The sequence below is a fragment of the Flavobacterium tibetense genome, assembly GCF_003293845.1.
Taxonomy (GTDB): Bacteria; Bacteroidota; Bacteroidia; order Flavobacteriales; family Flavobacteriaceae; genus Flavobacterium; species Flavobacterium tibetense.
Map to the genome: position 1 here is coordinate 88,217 of NZ_QLST01000009.1, position 25,890 is coordinate 114,106.

Annotated in this window: 28 protein-coding genes; 8 read left to right on the forward strand and 20 right to left on the reverse strand. The window is 32.4% G+C overall.

Annotated elements, in window-relative coordinates:
- Positions 1–9: 9 nt before the first annotated feature.
- Together DPN68_RS08530 and DPN68_RS08535 are read left to right on the forward strand one after the other, a co-directional pair.
- On the forward strand, positions 10–1,755 hold the full coding sequence (locus DPN68_RS08530; protein ID WP_113989234.1) for an MFS transporter: 1,746 nt from the start codon (positions 10–12) through the stop codon (positions 1,753–1,755).
- Between the two features lie 223 nt (positions 1,756–1,978).
- Positions 1,979–3,100: a cysteine desulfurase family protein gene (locus DPN68_RS08535; protein ID WP_113989271.1), complete on the forward strand. Its 1,122-nt coding sequence runs from the start codon at positions 1,979–1,981 to the stop codon at positions 3,098–3,100.
- Between the two features lie 27 nt (positions 3,101–3,127).
- Here DPN68_RS08535 and DPN68_RS08540 read toward each other — a convergent pair whose 3' ends face one another.
- On the reverse strand, positions 3,128–4,000 hold the full coding sequence (locus DPN68_RS08540; RefSeq protein ID WP_157958502.1) for a winged helix-turn-helix domain-containing protein: 873 nt from the start codon (positions 3,998–4,000) through the stop codon (positions 3,128–3,130).
- Positions 4,001–4,162: 162 nt separating this feature from the next.
- On the opposite strand from DPN68_RS08540, the gene DPN68_RS08545 reads away from it, so the two are divergent.
- A complete protein-coding gene (locus DPN68_RS08545) occupies positions 4,163–5,281 on the forward strand; it encodes a ligand-binding sensor domain-containing protein (RefSeq protein ID WP_113989236.1) in 1,119 nt (372 codons plus the stop codon).
- 41 nt (positions 5,282–5,322) lie between these two features.
- On the forward strand, positions 5,323–5,892 hold the full coding sequence (locus DPN68_RS08550) for a hypothetical protein (RefSeq protein ID WP_133256584.1): 570 nt from the start codon (positions 5,323–5,325) through the stop codon (positions 5,890–5,892).
- 177 nt (positions 5,893–6,069) lie between these two features.
- On the opposite strand, the gene DPN68_RS08555 is transcribed toward DPN68_RS08550, so the two are convergent.
- The 5 genes from DPN68_RS08555 to DPN68_RS08575 form a co-directional block, all read right to left on the reverse strand.
- Positions 6,070–6,432, reverse strand: a complete 363-nt coding sequence (locus DPN68_RS08555; protein ID WP_113989238.1) for a hypothetical protein — start codon at positions 6,430–6,432, stop codon at positions 6,070–6,072.
- Positions 6,433–6,680: 248 nt separating this feature from the next.
- Positions 6,681–7,544 carry a DUF2971 domain-containing protein gene (locus DPN68_RS08560; RefSeq protein ID WP_113989239.1) on the reverse strand — a complete coding sequence of 288 codons (864 nt, stop codon included), beginning with the start codon at positions 7,542–7,544 and terminating at the stop codon, positions 6,681–6,683.
- Positions 7,545–7,697: 153 nt separating this feature from the next.
- A complete protein-coding gene (locus DPN68_RS08565) occupies positions 7,698–8,579 on the reverse strand; it encodes a YwqG family protein (protein WP_113989240.1) in 882 nt (293 codons plus the stop codon).
- Positions 8,580–8,759: 180 nt separating this feature from the next.
- Entirely contained in the window at positions 8,760–10,283 is a 1,524-nt protein-coding gene (locus tag DPN68_RS08570) for a flotillin family protein (RefSeq protein WP_113989241.1), read from the reverse strand.
- 19 nt (positions 10,284–10,302) lie between these two features.
- The gene (locus tag DPN68_RS08575) at positions 10,303–10,869 is read right to left on the reverse strand and encodes an NfeD family protein (RefSeq protein ID WP_113989242.1); all 567 of its coding nucleotides are present in this window, start codon (positions 10,867–10,869) and stop codon (positions 10,303–10,305) included.
- A 309-nt stretch (positions 10,870–11,178) separates the two neighbouring features.
- Here DPN68_RS08575 and DPN68_RS08580 point away from each other — a divergent pair, with 309 nt between their 5' ends.
- Positions 11,179–11,649 carry an NUDIX domain-containing protein gene (locus tag DPN68_RS08580; RefSeq protein ID WP_113989243.1) on the forward strand — a complete coding sequence of 157 codons (471 nt, stop codon included), beginning with the start codon at positions 11,179–11,181 and terminating at the stop codon, positions 11,647–11,649.
- Between the two features lie 101 nt (positions 11,650–11,750).
- On the opposite strand, the gene DPN68_RS08585 is transcribed toward DPN68_RS08580, so the two are convergent.
- From DPN68_RS08585 to DPN68_RS08595, 3 genes are all read right to left on the reverse strand, one after another.
- On the reverse strand, positions 11,751–13,328 hold the full coding sequence (locus DPN68_RS08585; protein ID WP_113989244.1) for a SulP family inorganic anion transporter: 1,578 nt from the start codon (positions 13,326–13,328) through the stop codon (positions 11,751–11,753).
- 193 nt (positions 13,329–13,521) lie between these two features.
- Complete coding sequence (coaD, locus tag DPN68_RS08590; RefSeq protein ID WP_113989245.1) at positions 13,522–13,983, reverse strand: pantetheine-phosphate adenylyltransferase; 462 nt, start codon at positions 13,981–13,983, stop codon at positions 13,522–13,524.
- Positions 13,984–13,987: 4 nt separating this feature from the next.
- Positions 13,988–14,962: a D-alanine--D-alanine ligase gene (locus DPN68_RS08595; RefSeq protein WP_113989246.1), complete on the reverse strand. Its 975-nt coding sequence runs from the start codon at positions 14,960–14,962 to the stop codon at positions 13,988–13,990.
- Positions 14,963–15,052: 90 nt separating this feature from the next.
- Here DPN68_RS08595 and DPN68_RS08600 point away from each other — a divergent pair, with 90 nt between their 5' ends.
- Genes DPN68_RS08600 through DPN68_RS08610 form a run of 3 tightly spaced genes read left to right on the forward strand, consistent with a single transcriptional unit; the run spans position 15,053 to position 17,282 of the window.
- Positions 15,053–15,664 carry a PASTA domain-containing protein gene (locus tag DPN68_RS08600; protein ID WP_113989247.1) on the forward strand — a complete coding sequence of 204 codons (612 nt, stop codon included), beginning with the start codon at positions 15,053–15,055 and terminating at the stop codon, positions 15,662–15,664.
- Positions 15,654–16,697: an RluA family pseudouridine synthase gene (locus DPN68_RS08605; RefSeq protein WP_113989272.1), complete on the forward strand. Its 1,044-nt coding sequence runs from the start codon at positions 15,654–15,656 to the stop codon at positions 16,695–16,697. The genes DPN68_RS08600 and DPN68_RS08605 overlap by 11 nt, the downstream gene beginning before the upstream one ends.
- Positions 16,698–16,754: 57 nt before the next feature.
- Positions 16,755–17,282 (forward strand): hypothetical protein, encoded by a 528-nt coding sequence (locus tag DPN68_RS08610; RefSeq protein ID WP_113989248.1) that lies wholly within the window; start codon positions 16,755–16,757, stop codon positions 17,280–17,282.
- Between the two features lie 157 nt (positions 17,283–17,439).
- On the opposite strand, the gene DPN68_RS08615 is transcribed toward DPN68_RS08610, so the two are convergent.
- The 11 genes from DPN68_RS08615 to DPN68_RS08660 all read right to left on the reverse strand — a co-directional run bounded on the left by DPN68_RS08615 (position 17,440) and on the right by DPN68_RS08660 (position 25,843).
- Positions 17,440–18,174: a heavy-metal-associated domain-containing protein gene (locus tag DPN68_RS08615; protein WP_113989249.1), complete on the reverse strand. Its 735-nt coding sequence runs from the start codon at positions 18,172–18,174 to the stop codon at positions 17,440–17,442.
- 10 nt (positions 18,175–18,184) lie between these two features.
- A complete protein-coding gene (locus DPN68_RS08620; RefSeq protein WP_113989250.1) occupies positions 18,185–19,153 on the reverse strand; it encodes an MlaD family protein in 969 nt (322 codons plus the stop codon).
- 6 nt (positions 19,154–19,159) lie between these two features.
- Positions 19,160–19,900, reverse strand: a complete 741-nt coding sequence (locus tag DPN68_RS08625) for an ABC transporter ATP-binding protein (protein WP_113989273.1) — start codon at positions 19,898–19,900, stop codon at positions 19,160–19,162.
- 1 nt (position 19,901) lies between these two features.
- Positions 19,902–20,687, reverse strand: a complete 786-nt coding sequence (locus tag DPN68_RS08630; protein ID WP_113989251.1) for an MlaE family ABC transporter permease — start codon at positions 20,685–20,687, stop codon at positions 19,902–19,904.
- Positions 20,688–20,856: 169 nt separating this feature from the next.
- Entirely contained in the window at positions 20,857–21,267 is a 411-nt protein-coding gene (locus DPN68_RS08635; RefSeq protein ID WP_113989252.1) for a hypothetical protein, read from the reverse strand.
- A gap of 223 nt (positions 21,268–21,490) precedes the next feature.
- Entirely contained in the window at positions 21,491–21,592 is a 102-nt protein-coding gene (locus DPN68_RS13305) for a cytochrome-c peroxidase (protein ID WP_239987063.1), read from the reverse strand.
- Positions 21,589–21,774: a cytochrome-c peroxidase gene (locus tag DPN68_RS13380; RefSeq protein WP_113989253.1), complete on the reverse strand. Its 186-nt coding sequence runs from the start codon at positions 21,772–21,774 to the stop codon at positions 21,589–21,591. Before DPN68_RS13380 ends, DPN68_RS13305 begins: the two co-directional genes overlap by 4 nt.
- 579 nt (positions 21,775–22,353) lie before the next feature.
- On the reverse strand, positions 22,354–22,779 hold the full coding sequence (locus tag DPN68_RS08645) for a hypothetical protein (RefSeq protein WP_113989254.1): 426 nt from the start codon (positions 22,777–22,779) through the stop codon (positions 22,354–22,356).
- A gap of 232 nt (positions 22,780–23,011) precedes the next feature.
- On the reverse strand, positions 23,012–23,812 hold the full coding sequence (locus DPN68_RS08650) for an SDR family NAD(P)-dependent oxidoreductase (RefSeq protein WP_113989255.1): 801 nt from the start codon (positions 23,810–23,812) through the stop codon (positions 23,012–23,014).
- A 181-nt stretch (positions 23,813–23,993) separates the two neighbouring features.
- Positions 23,994–24,827 carry a hypothetical protein gene (locus tag DPN68_RS08655; protein ID WP_113989256.1) on the reverse strand — a complete coding sequence of 278 codons (834 nt, stop codon included), beginning with the start codon at positions 24,825–24,827 and terminating at the stop codon, positions 23,994–23,996.
- A gap of 308 nt (positions 24,828–25,135) precedes the next feature.
- Positions 25,136–25,843, reverse strand: coding sequence for a DUF4197 domain-containing protein (locus tag DPN68_RS08660; protein WP_113989257.1), 708 nt, complete (start codon positions 25,841–25,843; stop codon positions 25,136–25,138).
- Between the last annotated feature and the right edge of the window lie 47 nt (positions 25,844–25,890).

The window sequence follows — 25,890 nt, forward strand, 5'->3', positions numbered from 1 at the left end:
TAACGATTTATGAACACACCAACAACCAAAACTAATTACCCTGCTTTATATACTTTAGTGACTGTTTTCTTTTTTTGGGGCTTTATCGCTGCTGGAAACAGTATTTTTATTCCGTTTTGTAAGCATTATTTCAGTTTGGATCAATTCCAATCGCAATTGGTTGATTTTGCTTTTTACACGGCGTATTATGTAGGTGCTTTGTTGCTTTTTGTATTGGCAAGTGTAAAAAACAAAGATATTATTGGTATTTGGGGCTACAAAAAAAGTATTGTTTATGGTTTGTTGTTTTCGGCTTTAGGTGCTGGAGCTATGATTTTAGCGGTGGAAGCCAACTGGTATACTGGAATGTTAGCGGGATTATTCATCGTAGCATTAGGATTTTCGCTACAACAGTCAGCTGCCAATCCGTTTGCAATTTTGTTAGGTGATCCAAAAACAGGAGCTTCTCGTGTAAACTTGGGCGGTGGAATCAATTCTTTTGGAACGATGATTGGTCCGTTGTTGGTTGGTTTTGCTTTGTTTGGCACAACGGCTTCGGTTACGGACGAACAAATTAAAGCTTTGGAATTGAACAAAGTGGTGATTTTATATATGGCGGTTGGTTTGTTATTTTTGGCAGCAGCAGCCTTATTTTATTTTTCGAAAAAAGTTCCCAAAGGCATTTCAGACGAACCTATAGAAAAAGCCAACAAAGCTTTGACTACAATGGTAATTATGACCGTTTTATTAGGTATCTTTTTTACCCCTGTTTTTAGCAGTTACAAAAGTGAAGAAGCCACAATTATTGAAGAAATAAGCCAAGAAATCACCATTTTAAAGCAAGAAAATCAAACGGATGAAATGTTGCGTATTGTTGCGGTAAAAGAAGCTGAAATTGCTACTTTAAAAGAACCATTAGAGCAAAGTCGTATGTATTGGTTGACTGGAGCTTTAGGTGTTGTGGTGTTGAGTTTGTTGTTTGCTTATAATTCCGCTAAGAAAAACACTTCGGGTTGGGGTGCTATGCAGTATCCACAATTGATTTTAGGGATGTTGGCCATATTTACATATGTTGGAGTAGAAGTTGCAGTTGGAAGTAATCTAGGCGATTTATTAGGGCAAGAAGCTTTTGGAAAATTAGCGACTTCAGAAACGGCACCCTATATTTCGATGTATTGGGGAAGTTTGATGATTGGTCGTTGGGCTGGTGCCATTTCTGTTTTTAATTTAAGTGACCAATGGAAAAAATTAGCTTTAATTGTTGTTCCATTAATTGCTTTCGGTGTTGTGATAGGCGTAAACGAAGCTTCAGGGAAAAGTATGGAAGCTTTGTATTTTTACGGAGTTTGTGTTTTGGTTCAAATTATTGCGTTCTTCATCAGTAAGGACAAACCAGCACGAACGTTGTTTGTTTTTGGCGTTTTTGGTATGTTAGCTTTGCTAATTGGCTTATTTACTACTGGAATTGTTGCTATTTATGCTTTCCTTTCGGCTGGTTTGGCTTGTAGTATTATGTGGCCTTCGATTTTCAGTTTGTCGATTATGGGATTAGGAAAATATACTTCGCAAGGTTCGGCGTTTTTGGTAATGATGATTTTAGGTGGAGGAATTATTCCGCCATTACAAGGGAAATTAGCGGATATTATTGGAATTCATCAATCGTACATCGTGGGTGTGTTGTGTTTTGCTTATTTGACGTTTTTCGCTTGGATGGTGAAGCGTTTGTTGCAAAAACAAGGTATTCAAGTAGATGAAGTAGTGGTTGCTGGGCATTAATTCTAGTAGTTTTCACCACATAGAAACATAGGTTTTTTTATAATCAGGCATTTCATTTTTTATAGTTTACATAGCTTTGTGTATTCAATTATTGGACTTTGTATTTCTTTTTGTTCTATGTTTCTATGTGGTAAAACCTTGACAAAAGTTAAAAGAAATTTCAAAAAATAACTCCTATTTTCCACATTCCACATCACTTTCTTATCTTTGCGGTATGAATGCAATTAGAAAAGTTTATTTAGACAATGCTGCCACAACTCCTGTAAGAAAAGAAGTGGTTGCCGTTATGAGTGCGGTGCTTTTGGAACATTTTGGTAATCCATCTTCTACGCATAGTTTTGGTCGAAGTGCGAAAACCCAATTGGAAACCGCGCGAAAAACGATTGCTAAATTGCTTCATGCTCAAGCTTCTGAAATCCTATTCACATCAACCGCTACCGAAGCTACCAATTGGATTTTACGCAGTGCTGTGCGAGATTTAGGAGTAAAACGAATCATTACTACCAAAACCGAACATCACGCAACTCTACATACAGTTACCGTTTTGGAAAGAGAATTTGGTATAAATGTAACTTTTCTTCCAATAAATGCTGATGGAAGTGTTGCTCTTGCTAGTTTGCCAGAATTATTAGAACAACCGATTAAAACTTTGGTTTCGCTAATTCATGTAAATAATGAAACCGGTGAAATTCAAGATATTCAGCACGTAGCGCAATGGTGTCAAACGTATGATGCTTATTTTCATTGCGATACAGTACAATCCATCGGGAAAATGCCATTTGATTTGAGCCAACTTCCTGTTGATTTTTTAGTAGCAAGTGCACATAAATTCCATGGACCAAAAGGCGTTGGTTTTGCATTTGTTCGTAAAAATATAGTGTTGCAGCCGTTATTGTTTGGTGGCGAACAAGAAAAAGGTTGGCGTGCCGGAACCGAAGCCGTGCATCAGATTGTTGGAATGGCGGAAGCTTTATCTCTTTCGTATGCCAAATTAGAAGAAGAACAAAACTACATTTCGGAATTAAAACAATATGCGATTACGCAATTACAAACTGCTTTTCCAACTGTTAAAGTCATTGGAAAAAATACGTTTTACAATCTTATGAATGTGATTTTACCTTTGGATTCTTCTAAAACCGCGCTTTTGCTTTTTAATTTAGATATGAAAGGAATTGCAGTTTCTAGAGGAAGTGCTTGTCAAAGTGGCAGCATTAAACCTTCTCACGTTTTAGCTGAATTTCTTACTAAAGAAGAACAAATTTTACCTAATCTTCGTATTTCTTTTAGCCATTTGAATACGAAAGAAGATGTGGATTATTTGGTTGAGGTTTTGAAAGAGTTGTAAGCTAACGGATTCAGAAATTGTTTATTATTAGTTTTCTTTCACCTCAAGTGTATAACCAATTCCATGAATATTGGTTAGTTTGATGGTTTCATCATCACTAAGTTTTTTGCGCAATTTAGAAATGTAAGTATCTAAACTTCTACCAACAAAAACACCTTGATCTTCCCAAACTTGTTTGGAGAGCTCTTCTCGTTTGATGATTTTATTTGGATTAGCAACAAAAATCGTTAGTAATTCTACTTCTTTTTTTGAGAGACTAATTTCATTAGTTTCAATAACCAACTTATTTTCATTAGGATAAAATTGAAATTTGCCTAAAGAAATACAGTTTTTATCAGTTAGTTTAGTTTCAGTTTGTTTCTCTATTCGTTTTTTTGGTAATAGAATTACAATTACTACCAAACTGAAAATCAAAAGAAGTATCCAAACAACTTGATAGCTTGAAGTAGCAATTTTTTCTAAAAATAACACTTCAATAGTATAACATTTTTGAGGTAATATTCTGCCGCTACAGGGAACGATGCTTTTTTCTTCGTTCGGAAATTTTAAATAGCTGTAAGCGACTTCATAATCTTCGCATTGTTTTACTTCAATTTGGTATTGAGTGGGTAAATTTGTTTTTTTAAAGCTTTCAGCAACAATTACAACTAAACTATCGGGATGAATAGAAAGTGCTCTTTCAAATGAAAGTTGGTATTTAAATTCCTCTATTTTTTGAATAGGCAAAATAAGCGAAGTACTGTCTTGGTTACTAAGCAAAAGTTGATTTCCAACATCACGTAATGAAATCTTTGCCAAATCAGTATGGTTCTCGTTTCCCTTGTTGGGAATTAATAGCATAATTGCTGCCAATACTGCAACACAAAAACTACCGATAATTAAAATTTTTCTCAGTTTCATAAGTATTGCAAATAACATACAAATTTGTCATTTTTTAAAACCATTGACACTTCTTTTACACTTTTTTTACATTTTTGAGCTTTAATTCGTCTAGTTTTACAACAAATTTATTTACAAGTACAACTTTTTAAAGAATTATTTTTTAATACCAAAAGGCTAACTATGAAAAACACTGAAAGATATGTATTGAATTTAAAAACATGGAGTATAACGTTACTTTCCTCATTCATTTTTATTTCTTGTTCTGGACAAGTTGATAAAAATAAAATCGCTTTAAAATATAAGATAGAACAAAATAAAGTTCATGAAGATAGCATTAGTGCAAAAGCAGAAACCTTCCCTGAATTTAAAATTAGTCCACATGATAAAGATTACCAAGGGAATCAAATAAGTGGTGTTGTAAGAACGGTATTTCAAGATAAAAAAGGAAATTTTTGGTTTGGTACTCAAAATGGTCTTTGCAGAAAAAACCAAAGTGGGTTGGTTTATTTTGATCTAAAAGGTTTCAACGGTCAAAGTGGAACCATCTATGCCATTCTTGAAGATAAAAATGGAAATATCTGGATTGGTTATGGAGGCGGAATTGCAAAATATGATGGAACTTTTTTTACCAATTACCACCAAAAGGATATTCTAACCGTTTCTGGACTTTGGAGTATGATGATGGATAGCAAAGGAATCCTTTGGTTAGGAACAACACAAGGTGTTTTTACTTTAGAAGGCGATGAATTGGTACCTTTTGCTATTCCTGAAGGTAAAATTGATACATCAAGAGGAGTGAGTACAACTAAAATGGTTCATTCCATCATGGAAGATAGCAAAGGCAACATTTGGTTTGCAACCAATGGAGGTGCCTACGTATTTGATGGAAATACGCTAACAAATCTTTCAGAAAAATACAATAACCCGTCTAATTTTGTGAATCAAATTATTGAGAGATCAAATGGAAACTATTTAATTTCAACTTCAGACGGACTTTATGAATACGATGGAAATTCATTTTACAACCGTACTGAAAAATTATTAGGAAAAAATAGTGGAGTAGGTTGCCTTTTAGAAGACAAATCAGGTACAATTTGGTTTACAGCAAATAAGCGTAGCATCTTTAGCTATAAGGGTGAAACATTCCAAAAAAAACAAATCAAAGAAGGGGAGTTTAGTCCATTACCTTTTCAAATTTACGAAGATCAACAAAACCGACTGTGGTTTGTTGGATTTAAAGGAGCTTATCGTTTAGAAAAAAATACTTTTTTAAATATTACAAGATTTGGTCCTTGGTAGTAATTAAGAACGATTTTATTTTAATTTTAAAAATTTTAGTCATGTACAATTATTTAATTTTAGGTTTATTGCAAATTCTATTTAGTTTTAATTCAGAAAACGTGCCACCTCAGGAAGTTGGTATTGCAACAACAACAGAAAACACAAAGAACACTGAAGTTACTTTTTTTAATGACGACCTTGTGTTTAAAGATGAACTCTACACAGCTATTCTTAGAGTTGATAAACAGCAAAACGAAACGTACCAAATGGATATCCAAATGCATTTAAAAAAGGGAGCGTATTTTGTTTCGCCCAATGCAAAAGGAAATTTTTCCGGTCGTTTTACGCTTGTGCTGACAGAAAATGATAAATTACAACGAAGTGGAGCAATTATTGAAACACCACTTTCTGTAGAAGAATTTGATAATCATCCTTTTGTGAATAGTCCGATAAACACGATTCGAGTAACTACCAACTATAAACAATCTTTTGCTGTATTGTCTAAAAAAGATTTTGAAGTTACTGGTTATCTTCAGTTTACAATTGAACCTCGTTGTACGCTAGAGAAAGTGCCTTTTGTTCTTTCTTATACCAATGGAAAATTGAGTGTTAGAATGAATGGATGTTAGTTTTTGGGATTGGATTATAGCGTTTTTCGGCTTTAAGAAGTGGCGGTCAACCAAGACCAAGTCTTTAAAATATAACAAAACATTCCATTCAGCAGCGGAGCATTTTGAAATTTGATTGAAATATGCGAATAGATTTATGGGTGAGCGGGGAACCATCTACTCGATTAGCAGCTGACTTTAATTCTCCATTCTTAAACCAACAATAATTCCACCATCATCAAATCCATTTTCGTATTTATGGAATAGTATAATTGTTTTTTTAGGTAATTTTATTTGTTTGTTTTCAACAAGGTTACATAAAGTTTTGTCTATTTTATCTTCACTTTCTAAACCAAAGACATCAAGAACCAACAAATCTTTTTCACGTTTGTTAAAGAAACATTCATAAGAATCTTTTTCGGGATTAGAATCAATTATAAAAATTGTGATATCAGCTAGTAAATCTAAATCACTATCTGAATAATCTTCAAAAGTATTGATTTGATAGTTTTTTATTTCGTTTTCAGTTAATTGCTTAGAGCATTTATACTTATTATACACTTTTGGAATTTTGACCGCAACTTGTTAAAATTGAAAATAGAAAAATAGAAAAAATAATATGTTTCATATTTAATTTGATAATATATTTATTTTTCGAATCAAGCTTGCTGCAAACATTATGTGTCAAGCTTTCATTGACGTTGAGTCAGTATTAAAACATTACAAATATAACAAAACATTCCATTGAGCAGCGGAGCGTTTTAAAATTTGGTTGAAACACGCGAAAGGATTCGCGAGTGAGCGGTGCTTTATTTCAATTCAAGATTTGAATCGAAAATATCAAATTTAATATCAAATTTTCTTATAATTTCATTTATATTTTCTTTTGTCCAGTTTGTTGATTTTGGATGATGAACTATTTCAAAGTTATATTTTTCAAAGTTTTCTAATTCAACTTTAGTCCCTAGTTTATTGTAAATAGAATTATGTAAATTTTCAATATGACTTCTAGATATATTTGGTTTATAATTAACTGGTGGTATTTCTCTTTCTTTTTCTCTTGCAATTATTCTAAATTCATTTTCATGTTTGAAACTTATATCTTTTAAAAATACACTATCCAACAAGTTATTTACATGTTCCACAATATTACTCTTATCTTGAAAGTTTAGATAATTAACTGGTGAACAAATTAATTCCTTAGTTGTTCCATCAGTTTTATATCCATTTTCTAAAATATTCTTTTTGAAATCAGAGTATTTAATTCTAATTGCTAAACTTTTTGGATCACTATACAAATTCCACATTGCAACAGATTCAGTTTGTTTTTTTCCGATTACCCAACAACTAGCAAAGTTAAGTCGTTGTATTTTTTTTAACTCATCTTCTATTTTATTCATTTCACCACCTAAAGTATCAATAGTCATATATGTTCTCATTTTTTCAAACATTGGATGATTATCAAGTTCTTTTTTGTGATTTTGATATAGAAGATGAATTGGTGATATTCCTTCTCTTTTATCTTCGAATTTGTCAAGTCGAGTTAAATGAAAAGATTTTGATATTATAAAAGACAAGAACTTATGTAAATCTAAATATTTCCATAAATAATCATCATCTGAAATGACCTTGTCATTAATAAATTGTATGTTTTTTTCGATTTCGTCTTTCATTTTAAGCTTATTGCTAACGTTTACGGGCTTTAAGAAGTTGGGGATTTTTAAGCAAGAAACTTTCGATTAAACACCGAACTCAAAGGTATAAAATTAATTTTAAATTTAGCCAAAACAACAATCTTGCAAAACCTGAGTAAGTGGTTGTATTTATTAGGAATTCTGAATTACAAACTTTGTGTTTTCAAATTTTTTGTTTTCTAAATCTTGCTTTTTTATTCCGAAATATATTCCGCCATTTGCCCCAAACTTATGGAATTCGGGGATTTCATCTAACATATCAACTTGAAGTAATAGAATAATTTCTTTTTCGTTTTTTTGAATTTCAGTTTTCTTTTCTTCGCTTACTTGATTTTCAATATTGCAGTTTTGATATGCCCACCAATAACTTACGTCACCTTGAACCGCATTTGCATTACCCAATATTTGATGCCCTATATCCTGATTAGCACCAGTTATTTCACAAATTAATTCGTTTGCTTCAAAAAGTAGATTTTCATCTTCATCGCTAAAACCATTTTCAATAATTTGATAATTTTGATATGAAGGCAATGAATAATGTTCATTAAATTCAATTCCACATTCTTTAAATTTGGCAAACTCATTATAATTTATTGGGTAGTCTTGAGTTTTTAAATCCATAAAACTTTCATCAAAATATAAAACTTTATGGATTTTATCAAAAGGTTCAAATTGATAATCAGTTTGATTTGTTGAGAAGAAAAAATATAAAATTCCTTTTTTAGGTAATTTATTTTCGATATCAAATTTTATCTCTTCTAAATTTATTTGTCCAATAAATGCAAAAGGAAAACCATTTAAACTTGGCCATTGAGCACCTTTTGGCATATCTGGTAATCCACCAAATTTAGACTTTCCAATTTTTATTTTTTCTTTAGGTATTTTTGTTTTTATTGAAATAGAAGGTTTAAGCAGCCTTATTATTATATTAAATTCAACTTCCCAATTTAATCTTTTTAATTGCTTTTTGACTTTTTTATTTAAGTTTTTATCTCGAAAGATATTCAAATTCATAGATTTATAATTTTTGCAGAATTATCGTGTAATATAGTCACTAACATTTCGCGGCTTTATTTCAGTGGCTTTTAACCACCACCAACCCATTACAAATATAATCAAAACAATCTCACATAAAAAATCCCAAATCCAGTTTTTATTTGGAATTTGGGATTTAAATTTTGTAATTTAAAAAGCTTATTTCACTTCTTCTGTTGGCGTGATTTCATCATTAGAAGCGCTATCTTGTTTCGCAACATCTTGACCTTTCAAATACGTTGGTAAGTTTAAACCTGCCATATTGAATAAGTCGTTCAATGGTGGAACGGTTTTCATCATTCCTGAAACGAAATTAGCTGTAGAACCGTTTCCATCGGCATTGTTTCCAGAATCCCAAACGGTGATTTTGTCAATTTTGATGTTTTTAACCGCTTCAACCTGAGTTTTAACCAATTCTGGTAATTTTTCAATTAATAACAATTGGAAAGCTTTTGTTGGATCACCACCAGCAGCGCTAACTACTTCTTTATAACCTTCCGCTTGTTTGGTTAAAATTTCATATAAACCTTTTGCTTCGGCTTCCATTTTGGCAAAAATTGCATCGGCTTCTCCTTTTGCTAATTCTCTTGTTTTTTCTGCTTCGGCTTGTGCATCAATAATGGCTTTTTGCTTCGCAATTTCCGCTGGAATTACAATATTAGCATTCTGAGTCGCACGTTCTCTATCGGCACGAGCGGCTTCTGCTTTTTGTTCGGCAACGTATGATTCTTCTAATGCTTTTGCTTGTTGTACTTTTTCTGATGCTAATGCAATACGCAAGGCTTCCGCTTCTTTTTCTCTTCTTGTAGCTTCCGATTGGGCAATGGCAATTTTCGCCTCATTTTCCCCTTGAATAGCAATTGCATTGGCTTCTGAAGTTTTTACACGCGTATCTCTTTGCGCTTCTGCTTTACCAATACTTTCGTCTTTAAATGCTTCTGCAATACTAACTTCTTTGTCTTTGTTGGTAATCGCAATTTTAACATCTCTATCTCTATGCGTTTCTGCAATTTGAACGTCTTTTTCACGATCCGCCATTGCTTTACCAGTTTCTCCAATTTTTTCTTGCTCAGCTACCGAAATTTTCGCTTCGTTAATCGCTTTTGCTGCTGCTTCTTTTCCTAAAGCTTCAATATAACCCGATTCGTCTTTGATATCGGTAACGTTCACGTTGATTAATTTTAAACCAATTTTCTTTAATTCGGAATCAACGTTTTTGGAAATATTATCCAAAAATTTATCACGATCCGAGTTGATTTCTTCAATAGTCATCGTTGCAATAACCAAACGCAATTGTCCAAATAAAATATCTTTGGCTAATTCTTGAATTTGGTCTGGATGTAAGCCTAATAAACGTTCTGCAGCCGTGTTCATACTATCGCTTTCTGTAGAAATAGCAATCGTAAAACGACAAGGAACATCCACACGAATGTTTTGACGCGAAAGTGCATTGGTTAAATTAGCTTCAATAGAAAGCGGTTTTAAATCCAAATATTGGTAATCTTGAATAACAGGCCAAATAAAAGCACCACCACCGTGAACACATTTGGCAGAAGTACCACCAGTGCGACCATAGATTACTAAAATTTTGTCAGACGGACATCTTTTGTAACGCGAAATTAAAGTCACAAAAGTTACGAATAGCACAATAGCGGCTACAACAATAATAATTAATTCAGACATAGTTTGATATAAATAAAGATTAGAATTTTTCTACAATAAGCACGCCGCTATCAACAGCAATTACTTTTACTACTGAGCCAAAAGGAATTTTTTCCAATTGATGCGTCATAGCGTCAAGTTCATGAACAGAACCCTTAACACTAATTTGGATTTTTCCTTTTCCAGATTTGTTTTCAGGAATGGTTAAATACACATCAGCAGTTTTATGAAGCGTGTTTTCTAGCTTAAAAGAATTGTCTTCCGAAAGTTTTAAAATTTGCTTGATTAACACAAAAAATAACCCTACGAAAGTAATTCCAACAGCAATTGCAATACCAATTAAAACCGCTTTGTTTTCGAATTTATTAAAAAGGGAAATTCCTGTCCAACTGAAACCCAATAAGAAATTGATTAAGTTTCTTAATGTAAACAAATCAAAAGGTAAATCACCAGCATCGCTTCCGTCGGCATCAATATCTACATCAGCGCTAGTGCCACTCAAACCAATAAAGGTCATGATAGTCTGCAACAAGAAAAAGATACTCACTGGTAAAGCAATGTACCAAAAAGCCTTGAGTAGTGGCTCATAATGTTCAAGAAAGTTCATAGTTTTTGTGTTAGTTCTGTGATTATACGATTACATTTACAAAAAGTTACAATTTACCAAAAAAAAATATTTTTTATATAAAAAATGTGCCACTTGGGCACATTTTATTAAATATTGTTTATTACTACTTTGTAGCTTGGGTTTTCCATGATGTTTACATCGATGTTTTAATATATGGGATGTAATAAGAGTTTTGAGAAATCAGTTTTTTAGTTTGATTTGCTGCATATAAACAACATCTAAATTTTTTAACCTAACATTTTCTCCTTAGTTTTGCAACTTTAAAAATAAGTTGATTTAAATCTGAATATGTTAGAATTACTCCAAACAAAATTAAAAGAAAAACCAAGTAAAAAAGAGCGTGAGGTTGTTATTGTGTATCCTTTTAATACTACAACCAAAGAAATCTATATCATTCAGGAATACATTAACGGCTACGATAGAAAGTTTTGGAAATTTGTTAGTGGAGGTGTTGATAAAGTAGGTAAAGATTTACTAACACACGCTGTAGAGGAATTGGCGGAAGAAGTTGCTATGGCGTCTACTATATTTCATCATTTATATTCATCAGAAAGGATTTTTGGTAATAGACCCATGCATTACTTTATTGCAGAAAACCCTATTGTTATGGAAAATCCGCCAGAAAATCCAGACGAAGACTATATTACTGATGCCAAGTGGGTTAACCAAACTGAATTTCAAAAAATGTTGGATAATAAAGAATTATTGTGGGATCAGGGAACCATGTGTGCATTACAAGCATTTAGAAAATATAGTTAAGAGTTTTCCTTTTTTCAATGAGCAAAAAAAAACCTAAAAATTAGTCTTTAATTTTTAGGTTTTTTTTGAATAACTCATCAATTGGGGTTATGATAAAAGTATTAAATTCTATCTATTACCACTTTGTAATTTGGATCTTCCATAATATTCACATCAATAATTGCTTCTGCATTATTTAGTAAATTAATACAGTCTTTACTAAGATGTCTTAAATGTACTTTCTTGCCTTGTTTTGCATATCTGTGTGTTAAAACATTAACTGCTTCAATAGCACTCATATCTGCAATTCTACTTTCTTTGAAGTCTATAATAATTTCTGCTGGGTCGTTCAATACATCAAATTTTTCTGCAAAACCTGCTGTTGAACCGAAAAATAAGGGTCCGTAAATTTCGTAGTGTTTTACTCCGTTTTCATCTACGTGTTTTCTAGCTCTAATTCTTTTGGCATTTTCCCAAGAATATGCCAAAGCAGATAAGATAACACCAATGATTACAGCAATAGCAAGATTATGAGTAAAGACAGTAATTAATGTTACTAAAACCATTACAATGACATCAATTTTTGGCATTTTTTTGAATGTTTTTAAACTTGCCCATTCAAAAGTTCCTATCGCCACCATAAACATCAATCCAACTAAAGCCGCCATAGGAAGCATCTCAATTAAACTTGAACCAAACATAATAAAGATCAGTAAAACAACGGCAGCAACAATTCCTGATAAACGTGCTCTAGCTCCAGCAGAAATATTAATTAAACTTTGGCCTAGCATAGCACAACCACCCATTCCAGATAAAAATCCAGAGGCAATATTTCCTGCTCCTTGCGCAATACATTCTCTATTACTTCTTCCGCGTGTTTCTGTAATTTCGTCAATTAAATTCAATGATAATAAACTCTCAATTAATCCCACTCCAGCCATAATAAAGGCATAAGGCATAATTAATTTAATATTTTCCCAAGTAAAACCAATATTTGGAATAGTTATCGGCGGAAAACCACCTTTTATGGATTCTCCTGCATTTAGTGTGTCAGCAACCGTAGTTGTATCAATATTAAAACCAATTACAATTCCTGCTACCACTAAAATAGCAACTAATGAAGACGGAACGGCTTTGGTAATTTTTGGTAATCCCCAAATAATAACCATTGTTAAAAGTACAAATCCAAGCATAGTTAAGAATTGTGTGCTTCCTAAAAATTCAGAAGTGCCTTTTTCATAAAAGTTTGGAAATTGTGCCATAAAAATAATAATAGCTAAACCGTTAACGAATCCAAACATTACTGGATGTGGAACCAAACGAATAAATTTACCTAAACGAAGCACACCAACTATAATTTGTATGACACCAGCAAAAATAACCATTGCGAAAACATATTGCAAAATGCTTTCTGATGTAATATCTGGGTTAGCTAAACGTAGTTCATTAATTAAACCTAAGAAAATTACGGCAACAGCTCCAGTAGCTCCAGAAATCATTCCTGGTCTTCCTCCTAAAATAGCGGTTACTAATCCTAATACAAAAGCGGCGTATAATCCTGTTAAAGGAGAAAATCCGGCAATCATGGCAAAGGCAATAGCTTCTGGTACCAGAGCGATAGCAACAATTAAACCTGATAAAACCTCGGTTTTGTAATCTACTTTTTGTTTTAAATCGAATAAATTGAAAATTTGTTTCATACCTAAATAAAATGATAATATATAATAAAAATGGAATTCAAATGAATATAAAAAGGTTTCGACAAGAATGATTTCTTGCGAATACTAAAAAAAGCCTACTAAAAATTAAGGCGGAGTAGTGGTCTTGAAAAAGAAAGAAGTGTGTTTTCCCATAACAGAGTGCAAAAGTACACTTTTAAATTTAATATCCCAATTATTTCACTTTCTTGTAAACTGCTTCGGGAACTAATGTGGATATGTCTCCACCGTTTCTCAAAACATCACGCACAATACTTGATGAAATAAATGAAGTGCCAGCTGCTGTTAAAAGGAAAACGGTTTCAATTTTAGACAAACTTCTGTTGGTATGGGCAATCGCTTTTTCAAATTCAAAGTCGGCTGGATTTCTTAATCCACGTAAGATGAATTCGGCATTTTCTTTTTTACACAAATCGATTGTCAAACCTGAATACGTGATGACTTTTACTTTAGGTTCCTCTTTGAAAGCTTCTTCAATAAAACGTTTTCTTTCCTCTAATGAAAACATGTATTTTTTTTCAGCATTCACACCAATGGCAACAATAATTTTATCAAATAAAGAAACACTTCTTTTGATGATGTCATAATGTCCGTTTGTAATAGGATCAAATGAACCTGGGAATATTGCTTTTTTCATGTTTCTAGTTTTTTAATGCCAATTCAATAGCGTTTTCAAACAATTCAGGTAATGAAATTCCAGCTTCGTGGGCTTGTTGTGGTAAAATACTTTCGGTGGTTAACCCTGGAATCGTATTCATTTCTAACATGTGCGGTTCGTTATTCACAATAATGAATTCACTTCTCGAAAAACCTTTCATTTTCAACACTTCGTAAGCTCTTTTGGCTACATTTTCGATTTTCACTTTCAATTCTTCAGAAATTCGAGCGGGTGTAATCTCTTTGGATTTCCCTAAATATTTGGCTTCGTAATCAAAAAAGTCGTTTTCTGAAACAATTTCAGTAATTGGTAATACTTTGATTTCGCCTTTGTAATTAATTACACCAACAGAAACTTCGGTGCCATCTAAAAAGCTTTCGATGATGATTTCATTGTCTTCCTTATATGCATTTTCAATAGCTGGAAGTAATTCTTCCAATGATTTTACTTTGGAAATACCAAAACTAGAACCAGATTTGTTGGGTTTAACAAAACACGGAAGTCCCACTTTTGAAATAATTTCCTCCGAATTTATGGTATCACCCAAATTCAAATAGAAGGAAGTTGCCGTTTTGATGCCATATGGTTTTAAAACGGAAAGTAAATCACGTTTGTTGAATGTCAATGCCGCTTGGTAATAATCGCACGAAGTTTGAGGAATTCCTAATAATTGGAAGTAGGCTTGAAGCAATCCATCTTCGCCAGGTGTTCCGTGAATAGCGTTGAAAACCACATCAAAAAATATAGTTTTTCCGTCAATAATTACTGAAAAATCATGTTTGTTGATAGGAAATTCCTTTTCATTTTCGTCTACATAAACCCATTTTTCTGGTAAAATATGGATACGAAATAAACGGTATTTGGTTTTATCCAGTTGGTTAAATACCACATTTCCACTAGTTAAAGAGATTTTATATTCACTGGAATAGCCTCCCATGACGATGGCAACATTTTTCATACTTAATCGTTATTGTAATAATAACAAAATTACACTATTTATTCAAACTAGAAATCTTTTCTATTTCATATCTTTGCTAAAATTCCTTTTATGAGTACAATTAAATTTTTTACTAGTAAAACATTTGTTATCCAATTAGCCATTGCAGCAGGAATCATTGTTGTTTTCGGTTTTTTCTTAATGCAATTTTTGAGTTTTAGAACCAATCATGGAGAAGAAATTCCAGTTCCTGATTTGTCTAAAATGCAATTAACTGTTGCGGAAGAAAAACTAAGTGAATCTGGTTTGGAATTGATTTTATTGGATACAGTTGATTTTCAACCCGATATGCCGCCTTATTCAATAGTTGAACAAGATCCAAAAGCAGGTAATACAGTAAAAGATGGTCGAAAAATTTATGTAAAAGTAAATGCAGGAGAATACAACGATGTGAATTTTCCTGTTTTTAGAAATAAAACGTACCGCCAAATTGTAGCCAATATTAAAGCTTTAGGTTTAATAGAAGGCAAAATTACTTATAAACCACATTTAGCAAAAGATATTGTATTACAAGTAATGCACGAAGGAAAAAACATCAAAGCAGGGGATAAGGTAAAGAAAAATTCTACCATAGATTTTATTTTGGGTGATGGAAAAGAAGGTTACGATGAAACAAAATTTGGTAAAGACGATGATAATATAGATGGAATTGATGGAGAATAACAACACATTTGGACCCGAAATAGAAGACGAATTATATGAGCACCACCGTTTTGAAGTAGCCAAAGGACAACAAGCGCTTCGTGTGGATAAATTTTTGATGAATTTAATTGAAAATGTAACGCGAAGCAAAATTCAAAAAGCGGCTGATGCTGGAAACATTTTAGTGAATGGCGAATCGGTAAAATCTAATTACAAAGTGAAACCTGACGATGTCGTGCAACTGATGTTAGAACACCCGCCGTACGAACATTTATTGAAAGGGGAAAATATTCCTTTGGATATTGTGTATGAAGATGACCAACTCCTTGTAGTAAACAAACCTGCTGGAATGGTTGTGCATCCTGGTCATGGCAATTATTCAGGAACTTTAGTGAATGCTTTGGCGTATCATTTTGATAATTTACCAATGAACAGTTCGGAACGTCCAGGTTTGGTGCATCGAATTGATAAAGATACTTCTGGATTGTTGGTCGTTGCCAAAACGGAATTAGCTATGGATTATTTGACCCAACAATTCGCAGCCAAAACATCGGAAAGAGAGTATATTGCTTTGGTTTGGGGCAGCATTGAAGCAGAAGAAGGAACAATAGAAGGTAATATCGACCGACATGTGACCAATAGAATGCAAATGGCCGTTTATCCTGATGGCGAACAAGGAAAGCATGCGGTAACGCATTTTAAAGTTTTAGAATGTTTTGGTTACGTTACTTTAGTTTCTTGTCGATTAGAAACTGGAAGAACGCACCAAATTCGTGTACACATGAAATACATCGGACATACGTTGTTTAATGACGAACGTTACGGTGGAAATCTTATTTTAAAAGGAACGACGTTTACCAAATACAAACAATTTGTAGATAATTGCTTCAAAGTATTACCAAGACAAGCGCTTCATGCCAGAACTTTAGGTTTTGAACATCCAATTACCAAAGAATTTCTTCGTTTTGAATCAGAAATTCCACAAGATATGGTGGAATGTATTGAAAAATGGCGCGTGTATTCCAAAGCGCAAACTTTTGAGGATTTGGAGTAAACACGAATTCTACGTATTTTAATTGGTATGAAATTTTACTATTAATACATTTTGGGAATGAATAAAATTGTAAAAATTGCTATTTTGTTTCTTGGAGGAATATTCTTTTCATGGTTATTCATTTTAATATTTTATGATTACCCACAAGATTCATTCAGTAATATTAAAATTCCTAAAAATTTAGATTTCGAAAAGCCTATTGAGTCACTTACAAATAAACAAATTGATTCTTTAGAAAAGAAGATTGTTAATGAAGTTGAAATTCTGATTATTGGAAATGGCTTTAATGGATATGAATTTTATGTTTGGCATAAACCAACGGAATTTGGAACACTATATATTAAAGCTTTTGAATTAACACAAAACATTCAATTATCCGAAGAGAAACTAACCAGTAGAACTAGTCATCAAATCAATCAATTAGATACAAAATTTAATCTTTATAGATCTAAGACGGTTATTGATGAAGGAACTTTTGAAAAGTATTATCCTGTAAGGTTTGAATTATGGTTTAAGTCTCAAGATTCTGGTAATGAAATAAAATTAAAAGAAGCTTATTATGTTATTGATGGTTGGGATAGATAAGATTTTTTTTAAAATATGATCTGTGTAAATCTGTGTTTTTATAAAAATCAAACTTCCTTTTCTGTCAAATCGAGCGAATGCTTGTTCCGTATTTTCGGAATCGAGATTAAGTACAAAAGTCTCGAATACGCTCAACTCTGTCATAGCAGATTTTACTTTATACCAAAAGAACTATCATAATTCCACTCATAAGTATCATTAGCGCATCTTCAATGATGGTTATGGTGCTCATTGGTAAATTAAAAATGGTTCCTAAGCAAGCACATTGAATTTTCCTTTTATTACGGACAGCTTGTAAAACCCCAATAATACTAATTGACATTACTACAAATGTGACACTATTAGTAATAAGTGGATGAATATTAGCAAGAAATGAAAGTCCTAATGCTAATTCTAAATAAGCATAAAAATAGGCCCAAATCGGAAACCGCTTCGCAATAATGTCATACGTTTGATAACTTTCTGCAAAACCTTTTAAATTAAGTAATTTGAAGAATGAGAAAGCCAAAAAGAAACCGCCCATAAAATGGTTCATCCATTTCATACCAATTTCGTTGATATTCATTTGATTGGTAGTCATGTTCTGAAAAGCCATTATTGTTGTAACTATTGAAATGTAGAAAAAAATTAATAAAATGGGTTTGTATGTTTCAAACCAACTTTTAGTTTCTTCTTTACTTTGGCTATCAGGATTTGCCTTTATTTTATATTTGGGTGCCAAAGGAATTTGTAAATCTTCCAGTGAAATAGGGTTGATCATATCAATAGTAGCTGAATGGGTGTCTTTTGAAACCTCAACAGCTGTTATATTTTCGATTTGTAGTAATGCCGTTCTTACTTTTTCTTCACAGCCAGAACAAGTCATTCCTTCAATTTTATAAGTGTGTTTCATTTTAGTAAATTTATTGTTTCTTCTTTTCCTTTTCTAATTTTTTGAAATATCCTCGCAAAAACACATTGTGTTTTAATGCTTCTAGATTTTCATTGAGTTTGATACTCGCATCTTGCAAATTATTCATGGTAGAATCAATTTTTTGCACCAATTTTGGATCATTGGAAAGATAATTAATGGCTCCTTTTCCTTCTTTGGCATTGGTTACCGTGGTGTTTAAATTGGTTACGGTTTCGTCAATTTTTGAGGTGGTTTGTTCCAATTGTGTTACAATCAGTTTAAGTTTTTTTGCTACCATAGTATCATTTAAAACTCCAATTACATTGTCTTTTCGGTTTAAATCAGTCATGATTTGGTTTAAATTATTGGCAGATTCGGCTGTCCCTTTTGCAGCAATTTTCAAGTAATGCATGGTTTCTTTTAATTCTTTGGCAAGAATAGAATCACGAATTAACATGCCAACTGTTCCTTTGCCTAGTACAATCTCATTGGTAATTTTTAATAAATCAGCGGTTAGTAAAGCCGCATTTTCATTGGTTACATTTAAAGTTTCCAAAATCGCTTCGGTATTGATTCTGCTGTAGGATTGAATCGTATCGCCAGCGGTTACGGGTTCGGAAGCTCCTTTTCCTGGAATAATATTGATGACCATATTACCTACCAAACCATCAGAATTTATAGTTGCAATTGCATTTTTTTTGATGTGTTCCATCATCTTTTTTTCAATTAGCATTTCTACAACGATGGTAGAATCGTTCACCATTTCAATTTGTTTTACAGTGCCAATGTCGATTCCAGCATAACGCACATTATTGCCTTTTTGCAAACCATTTACGTTGCCAAAAACGGCTTTTAATGTCATCGTGTTACCAAAAATATTTTGTTTGTTGCCTACAAAGTAAATAGCTGTTAGAAACAAAACTGTTCCTAAAACCATAAAAATGCCGAGTCTTATTTTCTGATTTCTTGATTTTTCCATTTTCTTCTATTTAAAAAAAGCTTTAATCTTTGGATCTGTTGCTGCTTGTAAGGATTCAAAAGTTCCTTCTGCGTAATTTTTCCCGTCAATTAACAAAATCATCCGATTGGCAATGGCTTTGGCACAATCCACATCATGTGTGATGATAATGGAAGAGGTGTTGTATTTCTGCTGTATCGATTGCATCAAAAGAATGATTTCCTTTGAGGTAATTGGGTCTAAACCTGTTGTTGGTTCGTCGTATAAAATAATGGTTGGTTTCAATATTAATGTTCGTGCCAATGCAATTCTACGTTTCATTCCGCCTGAAAGTTCGTTGGGCATTAAATCAATAGCGTGTGCTAAACCAACACTTTCCAAAGCTTCTAAAACCAACGGCGTTGTGTCATCTAATTTTCCAATTTTTTTAGGATGGCGGCGCAACGGAAATTCCAAATTTTCTCGTACCGACATGGAATCGTAAAGTGCGCTACCTTGGAAGAGAAAACCTATATCGGTGCGTAATTCGTCTAATTCTTTTCTGTCCAATTCACTAATTTCTTTATCCGCAACTTTTATGGAACCGCCTTGATAATCTTCCAAACCAATAATACACTTAATCATCACCGATTTTCCCGAGCCCGATTTTCCCATTACGACTAAGTTTTCGCCTTTATGTAATTCCAAATCGAAGCCGTTTAGTACGACATTGGTACCAAATTGCTTGTGTAGCTTTTCAATTTTTATGATTACTTCTGTTTTTTCCATATTATACATCATAAAAAATATTGGTAACAAAAACCGCAATGAAATCAATTACAAATAGGAGCATAGAAGTGTAAACTACTGCTGCATTTGCAGCTTTTCCCACACCAACCGTTCCTTTTTTGCAATAATAGCCTTTGTAGCAACCAATGAGTCCAATGGCAAAACCAAAGAAAAAGGTTTTAATGGTAGCCGGAACAATATCACTAAATTTTAAAATAGAAAATACTTGATTGAAATACAGTTGGAACGAGACATTTTCTTTCATACTTTCTACCAAATACGAACCGTAAATTGCTAGAAAATCGCCAAAAATCACTAGTAACGGCAACATTAATGTAGTGGCTAAAATTCGTGTGATAACTAAGTATTTGAATGGATTGGTTCCTGAAACTTCCATGGCATCAATTTGTTCGGTAACGCGCATGGAACCTAATTCAGCGCCAATTCCTGAACCAATTTTCCCAGCACAAATTAACGCGGTAATAATTGGACCAATTTCACGCACGATGGAAACACTAACCATAGACGGAATCCAAGAAGCAGCACCAAACTCTTCCAATGTTGGCCTAGATTGTAAAGTAAAAACTAAACCAATAATAAAACCTGTAGTCCCTACTAAAAACAAGGAGCGATAGCCAATATAAAAACATTGTCGCAAGAGTTCTTGAAGTTCGTAAGGTGGCACTAAAAATTCTTTGAAAAAACGCCCTGCGAAATAGGTAATTTCACCTAATTCGATGAGAAAGTTTTGAACCGCTTCAATAAGATTTTCAAAATATTTTTTCATGAAGCTACGTTAATTACTTTCAAATATAGTGATTTTTAGTGAGATAGTATTATTGTTTGTAAGATATGTAGTAAAAAAATCCGACTTGTATTTGAGTCAGATTTAGTTTGTTTTTGTATATGGATTATGAATTTGAGCTATTATAGATTGTTATTTATTAAATTATTTATTAACGAAAAGGGTTATTCCATTTAACTTCTGAGCTTATACTATTATCTGTTAGTTTTTTTAAAAACGCAACTAATGCACTTTTTTGAGTTTCAGTTAAATTTAACTGAATTGGATTACCATTAGCATCTGTTAATGCAGGTGATAAAGTTGGATGTGCTTGAACTCCACTATTGTAATGTTCTACAACTTCTTCCTGAGTTGCAAATCTTCTATCATGCATGTAAGGAACTGTTAATTCAATGTTTCTTAGAGTTGAGGTTTTAGATCTTCCAACAAAAATTGGATTTACAAATACATTTCCTGAGCCTAAATCTGTTGATGAAAATGCATCTAATCCGTTGTTTTGAGACCTGGGATTAACACTTATGAAAGCTTCTGTTGTTATGACATCCAAAACAAGCTCCGTCACCGTTTGGGATGGTTTGAAAAAAAATATTTTTACCCGTATTTTCTTCAGTTGTAAAATTAGGAAAATTTGTTCCAGGTGATGTAACCATTGCTCTACCTAAATCGTATTTGCTGGAATAACTATCGATACTTCGAACAAATTGCGCTAATACTTTTGAAATTCTATCCGAATTGATTTCTTCTGTTCCAAATGCATTCTGAAAGAATTCAGAATAATAAGATTGTTACCGAACAGTAGTTACCACTTCGCTTAGAGTCATTCCCATTTCTACAGGGTCTTGAAAAGGCATTAAAACTTGCTCTTCTAATGTTGCTAGCTCTTTCATCCCAAAAAAAAACGACCACGTTGATAAAAACGCACATTTATTAATGTCATAGAATGATGGCCAGTTAGACCAACATCAAAACCGATACTTAAAATTGCATCATCTGAGAAACCTTTTTCTTGTTTGTGACAGAAAGCACAAGAGATGGTTCCATTTGCGCTTAGTTTTTTATCATAAAACAATACTCTTCGAGAGTTCTACCTGCATTAGTGATTGGATTGTCTAACGGTGTGTTGTCTGGTCCATTTATCGATGTCGGTAATAGTTGTCCAGGCACATTAGTTGTAAAATGATTAGGTAAGTTAAGGCTAGTATAATCATAAGGAGTTTCAGGAAGATTTAATTCACTAGTAGGAATTGAATCGTATGTGTCTTCTTTACTACAAAAGTTAAACTAAATACCAATGCAAGGAGTATTGTATAAACTATAAATTTTTTATTACCCTTATCTTAATATTTTAAGTTAATCTTAAGATTTGATACTTAAAACATCAAAAGGTTTAATAATCGTTTTTATAAAGTAGAAAAACAGATTTGTGTTTGAGTCTGATTTGGTGTTTGTTTTTGGATTTAGAATTTGTGGTACTAGTTTTGTTAAATTTTTTTTATTAAAATATAAAGCGAGTCGTTGCCAACCACGTTAAAACTGCCGAACTTTTCATCATCCAAAACTGCGGACACGTAGTAAATGTAGAGCAACCAATTATTTTTAATGAAGCGGTGATTGGGTATTTGAAGGGGAAAGTCTTTGAGTAAATAAACTAATTTATTGGTTCCATTTTGTCAGAAATAAATTTGCTGCATTTTGAATTTTTTACCCATGAAAATTCTCTATTACGAGCTAATTCAATAATTATTTTACAATTATCATTTTCATATTCAAATTCATCAATAATCAATATTGTTTCTGTTTTATTAGATTTAAATGTTTTGAGTGATGTTTTAATGAATTTTGCCTCTGAGAAAATTTTATCATTTTTTCCGTTTAATATATTCTCTTTAATAAGGTGAAAGTATAATTTATTTTCAGTTGAAAGTTCACAAAATAATTTTTGCTTTATGCTGTCATTTTCGATTATAAAAGTAGAACCGCCTAGAACTTTATCATTAGAAGTATCAATATCACTAGATTTTTTGTTACAAGCAAAGCAAAATATCAAAATAATTAGTAAAGAAACTTTTTTCATTTATTTTCTAAATATAAATTTGTTTTTAGCTTTATGACAGTATGTTTTAAATCTCCATATTGTCAAATTGAAAAGTTAAAAGTAATTTATCCCATTCCAAATATACTAAAACTTTTACAAATCAAACCCTATAAAACAAAAAAACTCCGACCAAAGCGATAAGGAATGTAGAGCAACCAATTATTTTTAATAAAGCGGTAATTGGGTATTTGAAGGGAAAAAGTTGATGTTTTTAGGAATCTGGTTTTGGACTTTTTGAAATTATAAATCGCATTAATCCAGGAAACCATCGTTGTATCCATACAAATATTTTACCGTGTCCGGTGAAAATATAATTTCTCTTTCGTTTTAAAATAGCCTTTACCATTACTTTTGCAGCTTTATCAGTAGGCCAAATTAAATTTGACGGACGTGGATCTGGTCGTTCAGGATGCCAAACACCGTCATTATCCATTCTTGCAATTTCCGAAACTACAAATCCAGGATGCAGTGTAGTACAACTTACGCCTGTGTCCATTAATTCAACTTGTAAAGTTTGACCAATTGAATGTACGGCAGCTTTTGAAGCACCGTAAGCACCTAAATTAGGATTAGGAAGATAGGCGCCTACACTGCCTACCAAACCAATTCTTCCTTTGTTTTTCTTTAAATGGGGTAGGGCATATTTAACCGTTAAGGCTAAGCCTGTGACATTGCCTTGTAATTGTCTATTCCAATCTTTAGCTGTTAGCTTTTCTATACTTCCAAAAACACCAAAACCAGCGTTAGCTATAACAACATCCAAACGCCCCCAAGTTTTAATAATTTGTTGGACTGCATTTTCAATAGCGGTTTCTTCCATTATATCACACGGTAGTGCCAATGCTTCCCCGCCTGAGTATTTAATTTCGTTTGTCACTTTATCCAAAAGTTCTTTACGTCTGGAGGAAAGAACTACTCTATATCCTAATTTTGCCCATTCAAAAGCCATTGATTTACCAATGCCAGATGAAGCACCAGTTATCCAAACTACATTTTCTTTTGTATCTGTCATTTTTAGTGTTATTGGTTAATAGAATTGTTTTTCAGGTTAGTAACGTTCTCTGCATTTGCGTAGGAACGGAAATTAGAACAGAGTTCGCTCTGCTAAGATAGAATTTTTTTGGAAAGAACAAAGTGTTTAACTTGTTGGAAACCAACTATTGCGTAAATGCAATGTTGTAAGTAGATTTGGTTTATTCTTCAAGTAAATTTGTATTATTTTGCTCAAGCTGGAAAATTGTATTATTTAATTGTTCCAACCTTTCGACATTTTGAATATTAAACGTTTCGTTAATTGTTTTGTAATTAATGTTTATTGAAGTCTTTTCGATAACTGTGGATGTTTCTTCAAGTTTTTCTTTTGCCAGAACTAAAGGAGTTATTCCTCCTACAAATCCGCCTAATGCCCCTAACACGATTATAGTTTCTTTTATACATCCAATAACAGAAGACCAATTGATATATTGATTATCAAGTTTTTTTATTACTCTTTGTAAATATTCAATTATTTGTTTCTTAACTTTATCACTAATAGTTGTATCCTTTTCTATTAGTTCAATTGCGTCAAGGATAAGTTGCTTAACTTGTTGCTTGTTCGAATTTTCCGGCTGAAAAAAACCATTAAGTTTCAAATTGTCGTAGCGATAGTGTCTCATATTTGAAGCATCACCAATGAATTCTAAAGTTTGGGAATAAAGTTCCTCGAAATCATCCTTTATTTTTGGTATAATGTTTCCATTTTTACCTAAGAGAAATAGTAAAATTTTAGATTTATCTTTTCGTCTTCTGTTCATTTTTACATCTTCAACTATCGCATTAATTAAATCAAAATACTTCTCTTTTTTTTCTTTTACAACGTAAGACAAATTATCTATACAATTAATAAATTTTGTTGAAGTCGCTTTTAGCTGAATTTGTTCCTCGTATGGAAACTCTTTAGAGGATAAGTTTGATAAGTATTGTAAATAATATTCAAAAATTAAATCTGAATTGTCTAAATCGGTATTTAAATATTCTGTAAATGTCATATCTTGATTTGTTTAGTTCCTTGAAACTTACCTACAACTTATTTATGTATGACAAAATCACACAAAACCATCTGTTTTAGCAGATATGTATGATAACCATCATACTTTTCTATTCAAATATAAAAAAATCTTTACAAATCAAACCCTATAAAACAAAAAAACTCCGACCAAAGCCGGAGTGATTTTTTTAAACTAACCTAACCAATAATGAGAATTCATTTACTAACAGGGCAAAAGTACAACTATTTAAATGGCTTAATGTTAAGGATTTGTTATTTATATGTTATTGATTATTAAAAATTTAGAAACTATTTTTTGTCTTGCATCGCAAACACTTTTTTCAATAAATCAGAGCTTCTAGCATTCAAATTGGTTCTGATGTTGCCTTCTTCCACCGCAATCATTTTAAAAACACCTTCCATGGCTTTGTTGGTCGTGTAATCTGTTAAATCAGGATTTACTTTGGTTACTAATGGTATGGAGTTGTATTTTGTAATAATGTTATTCCACACTTGATCGGCACCTACTTTTGCAAACGAATTTTTAATCACAGGATTAAATTTGGTATACAAAGCATTTGAAGTGGTGTTTTGTAAATAGGTGGTTGCCGCCGTATTGTTTCCCATTAAAATATTTTTAGCATCATTGAAAGTCATTTGTTTTACTGCATCAACAAAAATAGGAGTTGCTTCTTTTACCGCATCTTCAGCCGCTCGGTTTAATACTTTCAAACCTTCATCCGCTAAACTCGATAATCCAATTTGTCTTAATTTGGTATCTACTATTTTTAATTCTTCAGGCAAAAGAATTTTTACTGCTTCATTTTTAAAAAAACCATCAGTTGTAGTTAATTTGGTTACTTGCTTCGAAATACCATTGTTTAACGCTTCTTTTAATCCGTTACCAATTTCTGCTTGTGTCAATCCTGTTCCTTGTGGTAATTGATTCATTACTTGTTGCATTTCGGCACAACTAAAAAAACTAAATACCATTAGGCTTAAAACTACTTTTTTCATCTATCTATTTTTTTTCTGATTGATTACAAATATAATGCCTTTTTTTA